Origin of the sequence: Mangrovicella endophytica, from assembly GCF_002893625.1 — a bacterium.
GTDB lineage: Bacteria > Pseudomonadota > Alphaproteobacteria > Rhizobiales > Rhizobiaceae > Mangrovicella > Mangrovicella endophytica.
Genome location: NZ_PKMZ01000001.1, coordinates 690,631 through 707,094 on the forward strand (window position 1 = coordinate 690,631; position 16,464 = coordinate 707,094).

The following is a 16,464-nucleotide window of genomic DNA, read 5'->3' on the forward strand; positions in this document are numbered from 1 at the left end:
GGAATGTGAGCACGCCATGAGCATGAACCAGACATCGATCGAAGCGGATCGGACGCTGCTTGCGCGCATCGGCGTTGACCAGGTCGCAGCGCGCGAGCGCAGGGGCAGGCGGCGCAACTTCTGGACGGCGTTCGCCTTCATGGCGCCGGCGCTCGCCCTGGTCGGCGGGCTGCTGCTCTACCCGGTCGCGTTCAACATCTACCTGTCGTTCACGGACTGGCGAAAGTTCAGCGGGCTGGATACGTTCGCGGGATTCAAGAATTACGAGCGGCTGTTCGGTCAGGTCTATTTCATGGATGCTGCCGTCAACACGCTGATCTGGGTCGTCGCATCCTTGATCTTTCCGGTCGGTCTCGGCCTCGCCATGGCCATCCTGCTGCGGGGCATCCGGTTCGAGGGCGTATTCAAGAACCTGATCTTCCTGCCGCGTGTTCTGGCGCCCACCGCCGTCGGCGTGATCTGGTACTATGTCTACGCCCCGGGCGGCCTGATCAACCACCTCCTTTCCGTCGTTAGCGGCCATCCCGTCACGATCGGCTGGCTGTATCAGTCCGACACCGTGACCCCGGCCATCATCGCCACCCATGTCTGGCAGACGGTCGGCATCGTCATGGTCCTTCTTCTGCTCGGCCTTTCGGCGATCCCGAAGGATCCCGTCGAGGCGGCGCAGATGGACGGCGCCAAGCCTTGGCAGACCTATCGGCACGTGATCCTTCCGATGCTGACGCCGACGCTCGTGGTGGTCAGCATCATCTCGGTGCTGGCCGGCTTCACCGCGTTCGACCTCCTCTGGGTCATGGGCGCGGGCTATTCCGGGCAGCGCACGCTCTCGCTGGTCGTCTACATGTATTTCGAGGCCTTCCAGAAGGGCGGCTGGGCCTTCGGAGGTGCCATTGCCGTAGTGATCGGTGCTCTCGTGCTGCTGGTGACCTGGATCCAGGCCGCGCTGCAGGCGAAGGCCGAGCGGATGGTGCGCTGATGGCGACCGCGCTCGACCACCTTGACTACGACGCCATCGAACGGCGCGAGCGCCGGCGCGTCCGAGGCGGCTGGGGCGCGGTGACGCTCGCCGCGCTCGTCAGCCTGATCTGGCTGGCGCCGTTCTATTACCTGCTGGTCTCGGTCTTCAAATCGAGTGCCGAATACGGCAGCGGCAATCCGCTCGCGCTGCCTCATGGCTTCGCGCCGATCCTCGACAACGCTGCCCGCGTCTGGGTGGACGCCCAGCTCGGCGTCGCGCTGTTCAACTCCGCGACCTATGGCCTGATCGGCGCGAGCGTGGCGGTTCTCGTCGCAGCCATGGCCGCATTTGGTCTGACCCGGATCGACTTTCCCAGGCGGACAGGGTGGTTCATGCTGATCTTCGCCGGCACGGTCTTTCCGTTCCAGATGTATCTGATCCCGCTGTTCTTCACCTACCAGCAGATCGGCATCCTCAACACGCGCTTCGGGATGATCCTGTTCTATTGCGCGATCTGCGTGCCGTTCCCCGTGCTAGTGCTGCGCAACTTCATGGGGCAGCTCAATCGCGAGATGGACGAGGCGGCGCGGATGGATGGGGCAAGCGACTGGCGGGTCTTCGTCTCGATCGTCCTCCCCAACTGCAAGAGCCCGATGCTGGCGCTGTTCCTCCTGCAGTTCACATGGATCTGGAACGATCTCCTCTTTTCCACCGTGCTCGGCAATTCGCCGCAGATCCGTTCCGTGATGAATGCGCTGCAGGTTTTCCAGGGCGCCTATGCCTCTGTCGGTCCCAACATCTCTCTGACGGGCGCTCTCATCGCCTCGCTGCCGACGGTCGCGCTGTTTCTCCTGCTGCGTCGCCACTTCATGGCCGGGCTCGGCGTGTCGGCATGAGCAGGACGCAGCGCGCTCCAAGCACTGGCGGCAGTGCCTGGCCGGACCCTCTTTCGCCCGACGCCCTGCCGACTCGCAGCGGCGTCGCCGCGACACAGCGTGTGTTCGCCATCCTGCTGCAGCGCATCCTGACCTTTGATCTGAAGCCCTTCGACGAGATCTCGGAGGGCGGACTGGCCGAGCAGATGGGGGTCAGCCGCACACCCGTGCGCGAAGCCTTGGCGCGTTTGGCCAAGCTGCAGCTCGTGGATATCTTTCCCCAGCGCGGGACTGTCGTCGCACCGCTGCGGGTGCGGGATTTGAAGCGTTCCCAGTTCCTGCGCGAGAGCCTCGAATGGGGCCTGTTGCGCCGCGCTCTGCGCGCGCCGATGCGCCTTGCGCTGGTCCATGCGCTGAACGACGAGATCGCCGTGCAGCGAACGCTGGCCGGCATCGGCGACGAGGCGCGCTTCTATGCGTCGGACGAGCTCTTTCACCGCCGTATCGCCAGCGCGGCGGGCCTGCCCGACATCTGGCCCGACATATCGGACGCCAAGCTTCATATGGACCGCTTCCGCCACCTGATGCTGGCCTCCGTGGAGACCCTTCCGGTCATCGTCGAGCAGCATGAGTGTATCGTTGCCGCACTGGAAGCTGCCGACCGAGACGCGGCAGAATCCGCGCTGAAGACGCATCTGCGCCGCATCTTCGCGTTCCTGGGACCTGCTTACGAAGCCCATCCCGACTACTTCCAGAAGGCTGAGTTCGAACTGGTCGGGCCAGCATGGTTCGATGATTGAGCGCCGCTCTGCGCATGAACCGGGAGGGGCGACCTTGCTTCCGAACTGGCAACCGTGCCGGGCCCCGGGATCGCAGTGGGTGAGGACGGCCTCACAGGCGGCAGCAGGCTCGTCTGCGCTGGTCGGCCGCCGCACGACCTATGTCTTAGCAGACGCAGACGAACGGTCTGGAGGCTGCCGGATCAGAACGGCTGAACAGAGGGCACGTGGAAGCCGAAATCATACAGCCTTCAGACGATATCCGACCGTTGACCCACTGGAGTTCAACCCTTACTGGTTGAATCGGCAAGGCATATACGTGTCTTCAGAAGGGTCGCTCTGCCAAGAGGTCGGGCTCGGTTGGGACAGAGAGACCTGTGCGTCGCAGCTCGTGAGGCGCTTATAGGCGTAGCATCTGAAGTCGTGTGATCGACGCATGAACTTGGCCTTGGTTCTGCTTTCCAGCTTCAGCCTCGTTCAGGCCGTCGACATAGCAGGCAGTGCCGCCGCACAGACACAGGCGACGCAGGAACAGCGAGAGGGCGCGTTAACGCCGCCGCGTGGCGAAGATGCCGCGGCCTATCGGAAAACGGCTTCTGGCGCAGGTCTGCAGGACGACCTCATCTATCTTCCACCCGGCACTCCGCTGGATGCTGAGGTCGATGAGGAGCCGGAAACTCCGGATATGTCCGACTTCGCTGGTGAGACGCCCGTCGCGATGCAGGCCGCGGCATGGGCGATCCTCGCCGCCATTCTGGCGCTGCTGCTGTTCCTGGCCATCCGCTACCGGCGCCTGCTCGTCGAACTCTTCAGCGGCGGCAACGATCGGCGCATCGGGACTGCGGTCGATAGCCTCGAGGTCGAAGACGGGGGAACCCGCGAGATCGACCACGACCTCCTCGCGCGGCTGCGCGCCGAGCCCGATCCGCGCGTCGGCGTCCGCATCCTGCTGAAGCGCTTCCTTGCCCTGGCGGCGCGCGAGAACGACATTGTGCTCCGTCGCAGCCTGACGACCCGGGAGCTCATGCGCCTGCTGCCGGGCGGCTGGCGCCATCGCAGCGATCTGGAACAACTGGCCAGCCGGGTCGAGCTCACCGTCTTCGGCGGGCGGGAGATGAGCCGGCAAGCCTATCAGGAATGCCTCGACCTCGCTGCGCCGCTGCTGTTTCGGGTCGAGCCTGCATGAGCCAGACGTCACGCCCCGGGCGGTCCGGTCCGATCCTCGCGCTCTTCGGCGCACTCCTGCTGGTTGGCACGCTCTTCTTCCTGTTCAGCCGCTCGTATCCGCTGGAGCGCAGCGCCATCGGCTTCGAGGGTCTGGGCACCTGGCTCTCGCGCAGCGGCTTCGACGTGAAGCGCTTCCCACCGGCGACGGACGATCCGAACGCCTGGAACACGCTGCGCATTCTGCCCCTCTACGACAATGACATGAGCGATACGCTCGAGCCCGCTGCGGACGAGGACGAGACCCGCAGCCGGCTCGGGGCGCTGTCGCCGCGCGAGATGAGCGAGGCCGCCTTCGAGGAGCGCGTGGCGGCGGGGATGACGCTTGTCATCCTGCCGAAATGGCGAGGTGGGATCGTCGATCGCGGACGTGCCCATCCCGACCTCCTCGTGCCGCTCGATGCCATCAAGCTTTTCGGACTGTCCAATGTCCTCGTGCGACCGGATGGCGACCCCTTCCGGACATCGACCATCAAGGACCTTGCCGGCGATGCCCGGCCCGGCAGCGTCACGCTTTACGCACCGCAGGCGCTGGGGCCCGACTTCGACGCGTACTGCGAACCGACCTGGCAGGCGGAGGGCATCGGGACGCTCCTCGCCTGGTGCGATTCGCCGTCCGGCCAGGACAACAGTTTCTTCGTCCTGTCCGATCCGGACATTCTCGACAATCATGGGCTCACGCTGGGGAGCAACGCGAAAGTCGCGCTGGCCATGGTGCGCCTCATCGCGCCGGGCTCACCCATCTATGTCGATCCTGGCGGCAACACGGTACCGGGATCGGCGGGCGATCTCCTGGCGGAAAACGAGGAGAGCTTCGCCGATCCATCCCGCTTTTTCCGCTATCCTTTTTCCCTCGTCTGGCTTGGCGTCGCTGCGATGCTGCTGCTGGCTCTCTGGCGCGGCAATGTCCGCTTCGGGGTCGCCCGGCGGCCACGTCTCTTCAGCGGCTTCCAGTCGAAGCGGGACACGATCCGTGCGTCCGGCCGCCTGATGCGCCTGGCCGGCGACGATGCCGAGCTGGTCCGCGCCTATGCCGTCGCCCGCATGGAAGCCCTCTCGGACATGCTGCTCGGCCGGCAGGCGCGCAACGCCGCTGCGGGCGATCCGGCCAGCGCGGTGCTGCGCTTCCTGCGCCACCGCGCGCCCGAGCTTGGGGCGCGGATCGACCGCGCTTATCACGACCTGACCATCGGAGCGGCAGAGAAGCGGCAGTATTTCGCCGCACTCGCTCCGTTCGAAGCCGTTCTTCAGGAGATACTCAATGAATTTGGACGAGCTCCGCACCCTTCACGACGCGATCGCCGCTGAGATCGAAAAGGCCGTGCAGGGGCAGGAGGAGATCGTGGAGCTTCTCCTCGTCTCGCTCTTCGCCAGGGGCCACTGCCTGATCGAAGGCCCTCCGGGAACCGCCAAGACGCTGCTGGCCCAGAGCCTGTCTGCGACCCTGCCGCTGCGCTTCAACCGCATCCAGTTCACGCCCGATCTGATGCCGGGCGATGTGATCGGCTCCAACATCTTCAACTTCCAGACCCACGCGTTCGAGCTGGTGAAGGGGCCGATCTTCTGCGACGTGCTGCTCGCCGACGAGATCAACCGCGCCCCGCCGAAGACGCAGGCTGCGCTGCTGCAGGTGATGAACGAGCACCGCGTCACCATCGACGGCACCGATCACGCCGTCGGTGACGTCTTCTTCGTGGTCGCGACGCAGAACCCGATCGAACAGCAGGGCACCTATCCATTGCCCGAAGCGCAGCTCGACCGCTTCCTGTTCAAGCTCGTCGTCGATTTCCCCGACGCCGACGCCGAGTTCTCGATCCTCCAGCGCCATGCCGGTCAGCCGCTCGACCACGATGCACGCAAGGCTGCGATCCAGCCGGTGGCGGGGTTGGAGGAGTTGCGGGCCGGCCAGCGTCTCGTCGACAGCATCCGGCTGGATGACAGCATCCTGCGCTATGTCCTGGATGCCGCGCGCGCCACGCGCAGCCATGTCGACATCGCCTTCGGCGTCTCCACCCGCGCCGCCGATGCCCTCTGTGGCGCGGTGCGTGCGCTGGCCGCCTTGTCCGGCCGCGACTACGCCATTCCGGACGACGTGAAGCGCCTGTTCGTCCCGACCTTCCGGCACCGCATCATTCTCAGCCCCTCGGCCGAGATCGAGGGCCGCGAGGCGGTCTCTGTGCTCGAGGGTCTCCTCGCAACGATAGAAGCGCCGCGCTGATGATACGGCCCTCGCGGCGGCTTCTTCTGGTGGCGGCTCTCGTCACCGCGGCTTCGGTTGCCGTGGTCGTGACGCCGTACCTGCCGCCGCAGACCTTGTTCCTGCCTTGGGGCATGCTTCTGGCCGCGATGGTCCTCGACTGGTCGATCTCGCCCGGCAGCCGCCGCTTGCAGCTGGGCGAGCCCGGCTCGCGCGAGATCTTCGCCGGCGAGAGCGCGCACCTGACCTTCGCGCTGTCGAGGGCCGATGGCGCACGGGCACGAAGCGCCGAAGCTCGCATCGGCTGGCCGGAGGGGATCGAAGGACCGGACGCCTTCAGCTTCCGTCCCGACCCGGTCGCAGGCCCGAAGGCTGGCGCGGCGACGGCCGAGATCACCGTTCGAGCGGTTCGACGCGGCCTGCATCCCTTGAGCGAGATCGCGATCCTGCGGCCGAGCCGCCTCGGACTTCTCGATCTCCTGTCGAGCCACACGTTGGAAAGCATCGTGCGCGTGGTGCCGAACATGCGCGCCATAACCTCCGGTGAGGTGGATCTTCATATCGCCGCGGCGACCTTCGGCTCCAAGACGGCGGCGACCCGAGGGGAGGGCGCCGAGTTCCACCAGCTTCGCGACTTCGTTTCGGGCATGGATGCGCGCGCGATCGACTACAAGCGCTCGGCGCGCCATGGCGCGCTCCTCGTGCGCGAGATGCGGGCCGAGCAGAACCACAGCATCGTGCTCGCGCTCGACAACGGTCACCTCATGCGTGAGGAGATCGACGGCCTTCCGAAGATCGACCACATGCTGGCGGCCGCGCTCGCCCTCGGCTGGGCGGCGCTCGGCGGCGGCGATCTCGTCGGGCTCTATGCCTTCGACGCCCGGCCGCGCCTGTTCCTGCCGCCGGACCGCGGCCGGCGCACCTTTGCGCAGCTCCGCTCCCGTACCGCCGAACTGGAATACCGCTCGGTCGAGTCGAACCCGACACTGGCCTTGTCGCATCTCCAGACGCAGCTGCGCCGGCGCAGCCTCGTCGTCCTCTTCGCCGACTTCGTCGACACGACCACCGCCGAGCTCCTGGTGGAGAATGTCGCGGTGATCCGGCGCCACCACCTCGTCGTGTTCGTCAGCATCGCTGATCCGCTGCTCGGCACCTATCTCGCCCGTCCGTCGCAACGCCTCGGCGACGTCGCCGAAACTGTGGTTGCGGCGGATCTCCAGGCCGAGCGGCGGCACGTCCTCGACCGGCTGCGGCGCCTCGGCGTCCATGTTGTGGAGGCGGCGCCCGGTCAGCTCGTGGCACCATTGCTCACGACCTATCTCGCGGTAAAGGCGCGCGGACTGCTATGAGCACCGCGCCGAACCTGCTGCGGTCCAGCCGCTTCCGCGCCGAGCGCGAGGCCGATTGGCGGCGACTCGAAGAGCTGATCGTCGCCGCCGAGAAGCGCGGTGTCGGCTCGCTCGGCTTCCGTCAGGCACAGGAGCTGGTGGCGCTCTATCGCCAGGCCGCCGCAGCGCTCTCGGTGGCGCGCGAGATCTCGCTGGATGTTGGCCCCGTCGCCTATCTGGAGAGCCTCAGCGCCCGCGCCTACCTCATCGTCTACGCGCCGCGCGTCAGCCTTGGCGGCGTCCTGTCGCGCTTCTTCGCCCAGGGCGCTCCACAGGCGATGCGGCGCTCGGGCCTCGCAGTCGCAGTCGCGTTCATCGGGCTGATCTTTGGGGGTCTCCTTGCCTTTGCGGCCGTCTCGGCCGACCCCACCTGGTACCATTCGCTCGTGCCGGCGGAACTCGCCGGCGGCCGCGGCCCGGAGGCCGCTGCCGAGACCTTGCGGCGGGCCCTTTATGACGAGGATCCCGGTTCGCTCGGCACGCTCGGCGCCTTTGCCACCTCGCTCTTCTCGCACAACACGCAAGTCGCCCTGTTTTCCTTCGCACTCGGAGTCGTGGTCTGCGTGCCCACCATGCTGCTGTCGGTCTACAACGGTGCGGTCATGGGTGCCTTCTTCGCGATCCATGCGCAGAAGGGTCTCGCCTTCGACCTTTTCGCATGGCTGTCGATCCATGGCGTGACGGAGCTTTCGGCCATTGCCATCGCGATGGCCGGCGGGTTGAAGCTCGGCCATGCGGTGCTGTTTCCGGGCTTCGAAACGCGCGGTGAGGCACTGCGTCATGCAGCGCGAGACGCGACCAAGCTCGCCGTCGTTGCAGCCCTGATGCTGTTCGCCGCGGGGGTGCTGGAGGGCTTCGGCCGCCAGCTGGTAACGAACCCCTATGCCCGCCTTGCGGTCGGCTGGGGCGTCGGCCTTCTCTGGCTGTCGTGGTTCGTCCTTGCCGGGCGCGGCGAAGCGGAGGGTGATCGCGATGGACCGGGTGAGGCGCCATGAGCATCACGGCGCCAGAGCCCGTTGCGCCACCTCGCCGCCCGGGGCGCCGCATGAGCCGCGCAGCCCAGCGCAGTCGTTCGCTCGTTCTCGTGCCGCCGGAAGGCGTGCCGCTGCACCTTTCGATCCCGACGCTCGGCGCGCGCATCGGCGCCCAGATCATTGATCTCATCATCACCGGGCTTCTGACCGCAGCTCTCGTCTACGCCCTGGTTTTCGTCGAGGTCATTCCGGGCGAGGCGGTGGTGGCGCTGACATCGCTCGTCTCGCTGCTGGCGGGAACGCCGCTCTACATCCTGTTCGAGCTCCTGATGAACGGGCGCACGCCCGGCAAGCGCCTGCTTGGCATCCGCGTCGTCTCACTGGATGGAACCGGCCTCACCACGCATCAGGTGGTGGTGCGCAACCTCCTGAAGGAGGTGGAGGTGCTCGTCCCGATCCAGGTGCTGCCGGCGGTCTTTGTCGGCTCGCCGCTCGCCTTCGTGGTCCTCGCCTGGACGATTGCGGTCGTGGTCGTCGTCTGGCGCAGCCGCGCTCATCAGCGCATCGGCGACTTCGCGGCCAATACGGTCGTCGTGGAGCAGCCCTCGGCCGAGCTGCAGCCCGATCTCGCAATGGTCAGCGAGACTGCCGCGGAGGAAGCCGTCGTGGAAACGGCGGAGCGGTACGTCTTCACCACCGGCCAGCTCGACCTCTACGGCGCCTACGAACTGCAGGTCCTGGAAAAGCTGCTGCGCACTAAGACACCCGCGCCGGGTGAGCCGCCTTCGCAGGCGCTTCTCGACGTCACCGCCAGCATTCGCCGCAAGATCGAGTATCCCGATCCGGTGCCGGACGCAGAGGCGGCGGATTTCCTGCTCGCCTTCTACCGCGCCCAGCGCGCCTTCCTTGAGCAGAAGAAGCTCTTCGGCGAAGCGCGCGACGACAAGTTCCACCGGGATGCAGCGGCTGGAGAAGCAGCCGGCGCCCCGATCCGTCCGGGTGCTGCGACCGATCCCGTCATATCAAACGCAGATAAGGAAAGGCAGAGATGACGATCGTTGATACCGCCGCGCCTCTCGACGCGCGGCCGCGTCCGCCCCTCGGCGTGCGGGTCCTCATGGAGCGGACGTTCCAGCTCCTGAAGGCCGCCTTCCTTCCACTGGTCGGCACGTGTCTGGTCTACTTCGTGCTGGTGCAGATCGGCACCATCTTCGTGACGCCGCAACTACTCGGTCTGGGCATCCAGCCGATGCCCGTGGATGACGCAATCAGTACCGGCGCGACTCCCATTCAGATTGTGATCGGCGCAGCAGGCTTCCTGGTCGCCTTCCTCGTCTTCTCCGTCTTCTACGGCGCAATGCTGGACATCGCGCTGAAACGTGACGCCGGCGAGCCCGCCAATTTCGGATCCGCCGTGGGCAAGGGCTTTCGCTTCACGGTTCCGATGTTTCTCGCGTTCATCGTCCTCGCCATTCTGATCGCTCTTGGCCTTATGGCATTTGTCGTGCCGGGCATCTGGCTCATCGGCGTCTACGGTCTCGTTCCCGTCGTGATGATCGCCGAGAACCGCGCGCGGGGCGTGCTCGGCCGTACTCGCAAGCTGACCAAGGACTATCGCTGGCCGCTCATTGGCTTCTTCGCGCTGCTCTATGTGGCGCTCTTCGTCATCAGCTTTCTCGTCGGTGTGATCGCGGCGCTCATCACTCCCAATCTGACCAACATGACGCAGATCATTATTCGCAGCCTCCTGATCGATGCGCCGGTCGGCGCCATCACGACGGCCCTCCTCATTGCAGGCTTCGCTGTAGCCTATCGCCGCATGATCGAGATCAAGGAAGGCGACGGGACCGACGCGCTCCGCACGGTGTTCGAGTGACCGGGACTGCCAGAGGAGAGGGTGCGACATGACGATCGCCGATACATCGCTGCCTGGCGCCCGCGTGCGCTTCGGCGTCTTCGCCCGGCTCAGAGAGGTCTTCGCCCTCGTTTTCAGGCGCCGCCCGGGCATCTTTATCGGATTCAGCCTGCTCCTGTTCCTCGGCCTTCCCATGGCTCTCGGCGCGGCGGCCATCGGTGTGCTGGAATTCTCCGACCCGGAGCAGGCACTGTCCAACACGAACACCGAAGGGACGATCGCCGCGATCGGCGGCTTTCTGGCGCTGGTCATCTGGCTTGTCGGCGCGGGCGTCCTGACGCTCGCCGGCTGCGACGAGATGGCGGGCCAGAGGCGCAGTCTCGGGACCTATTTCCGCCAGACCATCAGGCGGCTGCACGTCATCTTCATCCTCGGTCTGCTCGCCTCGTTGGCGGTGATGGCCGGCTTCTTCCTGATCGGCTTCGTCGGCCTGTGGGCTGCGGCGGTCTACAGCGTTTTCATGCCGGCACTTCTTTGGGAGGGGGCCGGCTGGGGCGCCCTTGGCCGCAGCCGCCGGCTGACGAAGGAATACCGATGGCCGATCATGGGCCTGATCTTCCTGATCTATCTCGCCTTCATCGCGCTCTTTGTGCTCGTTTCGCTCACCATCGGCACGGTGCCGGAAGAGAACGAGACCGCCTTCATCATCGCCAGCCTTATTCCGATCGTGCTGCAGGTCCTGTTCATCCCGATCTTCTGCGCCCTGCCGCCGGTCGTGCATGCACGGCTGAGGAGCCTCAAGGAGGGTGACTCCAGCGCTGAGCTCCGGTCGGTGTTCGAGTAGAGCCTTGACCCCTTAGCGGCGGCTGCTCCGGGTCGTCGCTCAAGGTCGTCGTGCTTCTGGCGGGCGTATCGGCGTGGTGCGGCGGTCAACGAGTGGACCAGCTAAAAGCCCTAAGCCCAGGCATCCGCCCCGAGCGGGAGGGCGGATGCTTGCCGATCCGATCTCTTGATATGGTGGCGCTCTCACTGCGTTCCGCGGATCGTTCCCGCGACGATGACGTCGACGAAATCACCGATCTCGACAGCAAGCCTTTCTCCCGAAACGCCGACGAAGCGTTCCTCGACCGAGGTCGAGACGATCCCGTGGATCGCGCCGAACATGGTGCGAGCGCGAAGCGCGAGCATCTCCTCCGGCCAGTCGGGCCTGAGCGCACGCAAGGGCTCGACAATATGCAGCAGGAGTTCCCCCTGCTCGGCGAGATGCCAATCCGGCATCGGGCGTCCCGACGCGTATCGGTATTCGAACAGGGCCGACCATAGCGAGCGATTGGCCTGCGCGAAGGCGAGGTATGTTAAGGCGAGCGCCCTCAGGGCCCGTCCCGGTTCGCGCTCGCCCGCCACACCCTCACTGAGTTCGGCGCGCAGACGCGCCAGCGTGCGCGAGTTGACGTGGACCACCACGTCGTCGAGGTCGCTAAAGACGTTGTAAAGGCCGCCGAGCGCGGCTCCGGCATCGGCCATGACGTCCCGTGCCCGCAGCGTCGCCGCGCCGCCCGCGACGATGCGCGCCTCGGCGGCCGCGAGGATACGATCCTTAAGCGCTTGGCGCCGGTCAACTGGGTTCACCATCCGTACCTCACGAATGAACGACGTTCATTTTCGCCTTGAACCATGTTCATGCCTGTGCTCTAGATGTTGAACAACGTTCATAGCGAGGTAAGTCGCATGTGGAAACAGTTCATCGCCCTGGCTCGAGGGCAGCGATACGAGGCGGCCACTGCCGTTCTCGACTCGAGCGCGCATGTAATCCTGCGCCAGCAGATCCGCGATGTCGCGGCGACGCTGGAGCGCGCCCGTCTCGCCGTCGCTGTCGTGGTGGCGCAGGAGCGGGAGGAGGAGCGGCGCTCCGCGGCGCTCACCTCTCGGATCGCGGATCTCGAGGAGCGGGCGGTCGCGGCCCTCGACGGAGGGCAGGCCGCTCTCGCGCGCGAAGCGGCCGAAGCGATCGCCCGGCTCGAAACGGAGCGAGCGTCGGCCGACGAGGCTAGGACGGCGCACGCGGGCGAGATCGCCCGGCTGCGCCTGCTGGTCGCGGATGCCGAAGGGCGTCTCCTGGCCCTGCGCCGTGGCCAGCGCCTCGCGGAAGCGACGGGGCGCGTCGGACGTCTGCGCCATACCGAGACCGGCGAGGTGACGGCCAGCCTTCGCGACGCGGAGGCCACGCTGCGGCGGCTGCGCGAGCGGCAGGGCGAGGCCGAGGCGATCGATCGCGCGTTGGACGAGATGGCCGCCGAGGCCGATCCGGCCGCGCTCTCGCGCAGGCTTGCCGAGGCCGGCTGCGGCGCTCCGCTCCCCCATAGCACTGACGCCGTGCTGAAGCGCCTCGACGAGCGCCGTCGCTCGACCGGCGCCTGATCGCCCCATCCCGATAGACCCAAACAGAACCCGGAGTAACAAGGCCATGAGTGAGACCTATACCCCTAAGCAGTCATCCGCCTGGAAGAGCTTCACCATCGTCAGCTTCATCGTTGCCGCCACGATGATGGCGGGCGGTATCTGGTCGCTGGAAGCGAGCTTCGCCGCCAAGGGCTTCTACGCCATGGCGTCGCTGATGCTCGTCCACACTGCCATCTCCGTCACCAAGATGATGCGCGACGAGGAAGAAGCGTCCCGCTTCCATAACCGCCTGGAGGAAGCGCGCACCGAACGGCTGCTGATGGGCGTGGAGCGCCGCGCCGATTGACGCGACGAACGCCAACCCCGCGTCCACGGGTCGGCGTCCGGCCACAGGCGTCAGCTTTTCCCGGTCACATCATGCGAAAGGGGTTTGGGATGAACTCCCCCCTCATGCTTTCCGCGCGCTTCGCGCCCCTGTTCTGGACGCAATTCCTGACGGCGTTCAACGACAACCTCCTGAAGAACGCGTTGGTCTTCCTGATCCTCTCGCGGGTCTCGACGGAGGGGGCGGCCTCTCTCGTGGCCCTCTCTGGCGCCGTCTTCATCCTGCCCTTCCTTCTCCTGTCGGGACTCGGCGGCGAACTGGCGGACCGCTACGACAAGGCGCTCGTGGCGCGGCGCCTGAAGCTGGCGGAGATCGCGGTCGCCTTACTCGGCGCCGTTGCGCTCACACTGGGTTCGATCCCGCTGATGATGGCCGCGCTGGCCGGCTTCGGCGTCGGTTCGGCGCTGTTCGGCCCGGTCAAGTACGGCATCCTGCCCGACCATCTGTCCGTTGCCGAACTGCCAGCCGCAAACGCCTGGGCGGAAGGGGCGACCTTCGCCGCTATCCTCGGCGGCACGTTGCTGGCGGGGCTTATGGCCGGCGGCTCGCCGCTCGTTCCAGGTCTTGCCATGCTTGCCCTGGCGCTGGCCGGCTGGCTCGCCGCGCGCCGCATTCCCGCCACCGACCCGGCCGCTCCCGCGCTGCGCATCGAGCGCAACGTCCTGCGCTCCACGATCGGGCTGGTCTCGACGCTTCGCGGCGATGCCCGCTTGATGCGCGCCGCGCTGATGGTGTCGTGGTTCTGGGCCGTGGGCGCCGTCCTCCTGTCCCTCCTGCCGCTGATCGTGACGAGCGAGCTCGGCGGCAGCGAGCGCACCGTGTCCTTCGCGCTGGCCCTCTTTGCCGTCGCCGTGGCGCTCGGATCGGCGATTGCCGCCTGGCTCTGCCGCGGCCGCATCGTACTTCTGCCTGCGCCCGTCGCGACGCTGGCGATTGCCGCCTTCTCGTTCGACCTTGCCTTCGCCCTCCGCGGCGAGCCCAACGACGTCCGGGCCTTCGCCGATCTTGTCGCCATCGCCTTCTCCAGCGCTTTTCTGGTGGTGCCGACCTTCGCAGCGATCCAGGCGTGGGCGCCTGAGGAGGGCCGTGCGCGCACGGTCGCCGGCGTCAACGCCTTGAGCGCCGGCTTCATGGCGGCAGCCGGCATCGCGCTGGCGGCGGTCCAGGCCGCGGGCGCCTCGCTCGGCCTCGTTCTGGGCATGCTCGCCGCCCTCAACCTCGCCGCCGCGATCCTGATGGCGCGCGGGCTGCCGACGAATCCGCGGCGCGATCTCGTGTCGATCGTCTTCCGCGTCTTCCATCGGCTGGAGGTCGAGGGTCTGGAGAACCTGGAAAGGGCCGGTCCGACGCCGATCCTCGCACTGAACCACGTCAGCCTGCTCGACGCACCGCTGGTGCTCGCGCTGACCGATCGCGATCCGGTCTTCGCGGTGGACCACACGATCGCGGCCCGTGCCTGGATGAAGCCCTTCCTGCACTTCGTGCGGGCCATGCCGCTCGATCCCGCGCGCCCGATCTCGACGCGCACGCTGATCAAGGCGGTAGAGGGCGGCGAGCCGCTCGTGATCTTCCCGGAAGGGCGTCTCACCGTGACGGGGCGCCTGATGAAGATCTATGACGGCGCCGCCATGGTGGCCGCACGCACTGGCGCCCCTGTGGTGCCGATCCGCATCGACGGGCTGGAGCGCTCGTTCTTCTCGCGCCTCGGCGACCGGCAGGTGCGGCGCACGCTGTTTCCCAAGGTGCGCGTCACGATCTTGCCGCCCAAACGTATCGCAGCCGAGGAGGGGGGCACCGCCCGCCAGCGCCGCGCTCGCGCCGGCGCCAGGCTCTATGGCATCATGTCTGACCTCATGCTGCGCACCGAGCGCACGGACGCGACTGTCCTGGAGACGATCATCCGAAACGCCCGGCGCGACGGCCTGAAGCGCCTCGCCCTGGAAGATCCGGTGTCGGGCGCAATGAGCTTTGGCACCTTGCTGACGGCCGCCCGAGTTCTGGGCGAGCGCTTCGCGTCGATGTTCCCGGATGAGCGCCATCTCGGCCTCATGCTGCCGAACAGCAACGGCACCGCGGCAACCTTTCTCGGCCTCGTCTCGGCCGGCAAGGTGCCCGCGATGATCAACTTCACCGCCGGCGCCGGCAACATCCGCGCGGCCTGCCACGCGGCGGAAGCGCGCACGATCCTCTGCTCGCGCGCCTTCGTGGAGCGGGCGAAGCTCCAGCCGCTCGTGGACGACCTGTCGCGCGACATCGCCTTCGTCTGGCTGGAGGACGTGCGCGCGGGGCTTACAAGCCGCGCAAAGCTGCGCGGCCTCCTGAACCGGACCCGCCCGGTCGTGCGGCGCGACGCGGACGATCCGGCTGCGATCCTGTTCACATCGGGCTCGGAGGGCACGCCCAAGGGCGTCGTGCTCAGCCACCGCAACATTCTCGTCAACATCGCTCAGATCGGTGCGCGGATCGACTTCAACGGCCGTGACAAGGTTTTCAACGTTCTGCCGATGTTCCACTCGTTCGGCTTAAGCGCGGCGACGCTCCTGCCGCTCGTATCCGGCGTGCCGGTCTATCTCTACCCGTCGCCGCTGCACTACCGGATCGTGCCGGAGCTGATCTATGGCTCGAACGCCACGATCCTGTTCGGCACCGACACGTTCCTGGCGGGCTACGCCCGCACGGCGCATGCCTACGACTTCCGTTCGCTGCGCTACGTCTTCGCGGGCGCCGAGCCGGTCAGGGCCGCGACGCGCCAAACCTGGCAGGACCGCTTCGGCGTCAGGCTGTTCGAAGGCTATGGCGTCACCGAGGCGGCGCCGGTGCTGGCGCTCAACACCGCCATGCACAACCGGCCGGGCACGGTCGGGCGCCTTCTGCCCGGCATCGAGCATCGGCTGGAGCCGGTGAACGGCGTCTCACAGGGCGGGCGGCTCTTCGTGCGCGGCGGCAATGTCATGCTCGGCTATCTTAGGGCCGAGCGGCCAGGCGTCGTCGAGCCGCTGGCCGGCGGGTGGCACGATACGGGCGACATCGTCTCGATCGACGCGGACGGCTTCATGCGCATCGAGGGCCGTGCCAAGCGCTTTGCCAAGATCGGCGGCGAAATGATCTCGCTGGCCGCCGTCGAGGCGCTGGCCGCCGAACTGTGGCCGGACGCGCCGTCCGCGGTTCTGTCCGTGCCGGACGCCCGCAAGGGGGAGCGCCTCGTCCTCCTGACGCAAGAAGCGCAGGCCTCGCGCCTCGATTTTGCGCGCTTTGCCCGGTCACGCGGCGCGAGCGATCTGTCCGTGCCGGCAGAGGTCGTCACCGTCGAGCGCCTGCCGCTGCTGGGAACGGGAAAGTTGGACTATGCCGCACTGCCGGCGCTGTTGGCGCGGCTTGAACCGCTTCGCGGAGAGAAGGCGCTGGCTTGACGGGTGTCCCCGTTCG

Annotated in this window: 15 protein-coding genes; 14 read left to right on the forward strand and 1 reads right to left on the reverse strand. The window is 67.0% G+C overall.

Translation table 11 applies throughout. The features are described from left to right. The first annotated feature begins 16 nt into the window (after positions 1–16). The 11 genes from C0R46_RS03225 (at position 17) to C0R46_RS03275 (ending at position 11,097) form a co-directional block, all read left to right on the forward strand. Positions 17–979 (forward strand): carbohydrate ABC transporter permease, encoded by a 963-nt coding sequence (locus C0R46_RS03225; RefSeq protein WP_157944535.1) that lies wholly within the window; start codon positions 17–19, stop codon positions 977–979. Beyond that, entirely contained in the window at positions 979–1,857 is an 879-nt protein-coding gene (locus tag C0R46_RS03230; RefSeq protein ID WP_102958122.1) for a carbohydrate ABC transporter permease, read from the forward strand. Before C0R46_RS03225 ends, C0R46_RS03230 begins: the two co-directional genes overlap by 1 nt. Then, positions 1,854–2,636 carry a GntR family transcriptional regulator gene (locus C0R46_RS03235; protein ID WP_102958123.1) on the forward strand — a complete coding sequence of 261 codons (783 nt, stop codon included), beginning with the start codon at positions 1,854–1,856 and terminating at the stop codon, positions 2,634–2,636. Before C0R46_RS03230 ends, C0R46_RS03235 begins: the two co-directional genes overlap by 4 nt. 421 nt (positions 2,637–3,057) lie before the next feature. Beyond that, a complete protein-coding gene (locus C0R46_RS03240; protein WP_157944536.1) occupies positions 3,058–3,801 on the forward strand; it encodes a DUF4129 domain-containing protein in 744 nt (247 codons plus the stop codon). After that, positions 3,798–5,147, forward strand: coding sequence for a hypothetical protein (locus C0R46_RS03245; RefSeq protein ID WP_102958125.1), 1,350 nt, complete (start codon positions 3,798–3,800; stop codon positions 5,145–5,147). The genes C0R46_RS03240 and C0R46_RS03245 overlap by 4 nt, the downstream gene beginning before the upstream one ends. Then, positions 5,101–6,057 (forward strand): AAA family ATPase, encoded by a 957-nt coding sequence (locus C0R46_RS03250; RefSeq protein WP_102958126.1) that lies wholly within the window; start codon positions 5,101–5,103, stop codon positions 6,055–6,057. The genes C0R46_RS03245 and C0R46_RS03250 overlap by 47 nt, the downstream gene beginning before the upstream one ends. Next, positions 6,057–7,385, forward strand: coding sequence for a DUF58 domain-containing protein (locus tag C0R46_RS03255; protein WP_102958127.1), 1,329 nt, complete (start codon positions 6,057–6,059; stop codon positions 7,383–7,385). Before C0R46_RS03250 ends, C0R46_RS03255 begins: the two co-directional genes overlap by 1 nt. Then, the gene (locus C0R46_RS03260; RefSeq protein WP_102958128.1) at positions 7,382–8,419 is read left to right on the forward strand and encodes a stage II sporulation protein M; all 1,038 of its coding nucleotides are present in this window, start codon (positions 7,382–7,384) and stop codon (positions 8,417–8,419) included. Before C0R46_RS03255 ends, C0R46_RS03260 begins: the two co-directional genes overlap by 4 nt. Positions 8,420–8,469: 50 nt before the next feature. Further along, on the forward strand, positions 8,470–9,450 hold the full coding sequence (locus C0R46_RS03265; RefSeq protein WP_157944537.1) for an RDD family protein: 981 nt from the start codon (positions 8,470–8,472) through the stop codon (positions 9,448–9,450). Then, positions 9,447–10,274 carry a hypothetical protein gene (locus C0R46_RS03270; protein ID WP_102958130.1) on the forward strand — a complete coding sequence of 276 codons (828 nt, stop codon included), beginning with the start codon at positions 9,447–9,449 and terminating at the stop codon, positions 10,272–10,274. Before C0R46_RS03265 ends, C0R46_RS03270 begins: the two co-directional genes overlap by 4 nt. Before the next feature lie 28 nt (positions 10,275–10,302). Next, positions 10,303–11,097 (forward strand): hypothetical protein, encoded by a 795-nt coding sequence (locus C0R46_RS03275; RefSeq protein ID WP_102958131.1) that lies wholly within the window; start codon positions 10,303–10,305, stop codon positions 11,095–11,097. Between the two features lie 182 nt (positions 11,098–11,279). Here the strand turns inward: C0R46_RS03275 and C0R46_RS03280 are convergent, their stop codons facing one another. Continuing rightward, positions 11,280–11,885, reverse strand: a complete 606-nt coding sequence (locus C0R46_RS03280; RefSeq protein ID WP_102958132.1) for a TetR/AcrR family transcriptional regulator — start codon at positions 11,883–11,885, stop codon at positions 11,280–11,282. Between the two features lie 96 nt (positions 11,886–11,981). On the opposite strand from C0R46_RS03280, the gene C0R46_RS03285 reads away from it, so the two are divergent. The 3 genes from C0R46_RS03285 (at position 11,982) to C0R46_RS03295 (ending at position 16,448) form a co-directional block, all read left to right on the forward strand. After that, on the forward strand, positions 11,982–12,671 hold the full coding sequence (locus C0R46_RS03285; RefSeq protein WP_102958133.1) for a PspA/IM30 family protein: 690 nt from the start codon (positions 11,982–11,984) through the stop codon (positions 12,669–12,671). Positions 12,672–12,717: 46 nt separating this feature from the next. Continuing rightward, complete coding sequence (locus C0R46_RS03290) at positions 12,718–12,999, forward strand: YiaA/YiaB family inner membrane protein (RefSeq protein WP_102958134.1); 282 nt, start codon at positions 12,718–12,720, stop codon at positions 12,997–12,999. An 89-nt stretch (positions 13,000–13,088) separates the two neighbouring features. After that, the gene (locus tag C0R46_RS03295) at positions 13,089–16,448 is read left to right on the forward strand and encodes an acyl-[ACP]--phospholipid O-acyltransferase (RefSeq protein ID WP_102958135.1); all 3,360 of its coding nucleotides are present in this window, start codon (positions 13,089–13,091) and stop codon (positions 16,446–16,448) included. Positions 16,449–16,464: the final 16 nt, after the last annotated feature.

Coding starts and splice junctions, on each gene's coding strand:
- C0R46_RS03285 (WP_102958133.1), top strand. CDS start 11,982: ATGTGGAAACAGTTCATCGCCCTGGCTCGAGGGCAGCGATACGAGGCG.
- C0R46_RS03270 (WP_102958130.1), top strand. CDS start 9,447: ATGACGATCGTTGATACCGCCGCGCCTCTCGACGCGCGGCCGCGTCCG.
- C0R46_RS03260 (WP_102958128.1), top strand. CDS start 7,382: ATGAGCACCGCGCCGAACCTGCTGCGGTCCAGCCGCTTCCGCGCCGAG.
- C0R46_RS03295 (WP_102958135.1), top strand. CDS start 13,089: ATGAACTCCCCCCTCATGCTTTCCGCGCGCTTCGCGCCCCTGTTCTGG.
- C0R46_RS03275 (WP_102958131.1), top strand. CDS start 10,303: ATGACGATCGCCGATACATCGCTGCCTGGCGCCCGCGTGCGCTTCGGC.
- C0R46_RS03255 (WP_102958127.1), top strand. CDS start 6,057: ATGATACGGCCCTCGCGGCGGCTTCTTCTGGTGGCGGCTCTCGTCACC.
- C0R46_RS03250 (WP_102958126.1), top strand. CDS start 5,101: ATGAATTTGGACGAGCTCCGCACCCTTCACGACGCGATCGCCGCTGAG.
- C0R46_RS03225 (WP_157944535.1), top strand. CDS start 17: ATGAGCATGAACCAGACATCGATCGAAGCGGATCGGACGCTGCTTGCG.
- C0R46_RS03235 (WP_102958123.1), top strand. CDS start 1,854: ATGAGCAGGACGCAGCGCGCTCCAAGCACTGGCGGCAGTGCCTGGCCG.
- C0R46_RS03245 (WP_102958125.1), top strand. CDS start 3,798: ATGAGCCAGACGTCACGCCCCGGGCGGTCCGGTCCGATCCTCGCGCTC.
- C0R46_RS03290 (WP_102958134.1), top strand. CDS start 12,718: ATGAGTGAGACCTATACCCCTAAGCAGTCATCCGCCTGGAAGAGCTTC.
- C0R46_RS03280 (WP_102958132.1), bottom strand. CDS start 11,885: ATGGTGAACCCAGTTGACCGGCGCCAAGCGCTTAAGGATCGTATCCTC.
- C0R46_RS03265 (WP_157944537.1), top strand. CDS start 8,470: ATGAGCCGCGCAGCCCAGCGCAGTCGTTCGCTCGTTCTCGTGCCGCCG.
- C0R46_RS03230 (WP_102958122.1), top strand. CDS start 979: ATGGCGACCGCGCTCGACCACCTTGACTACGACGCCATCGAACGGCGC.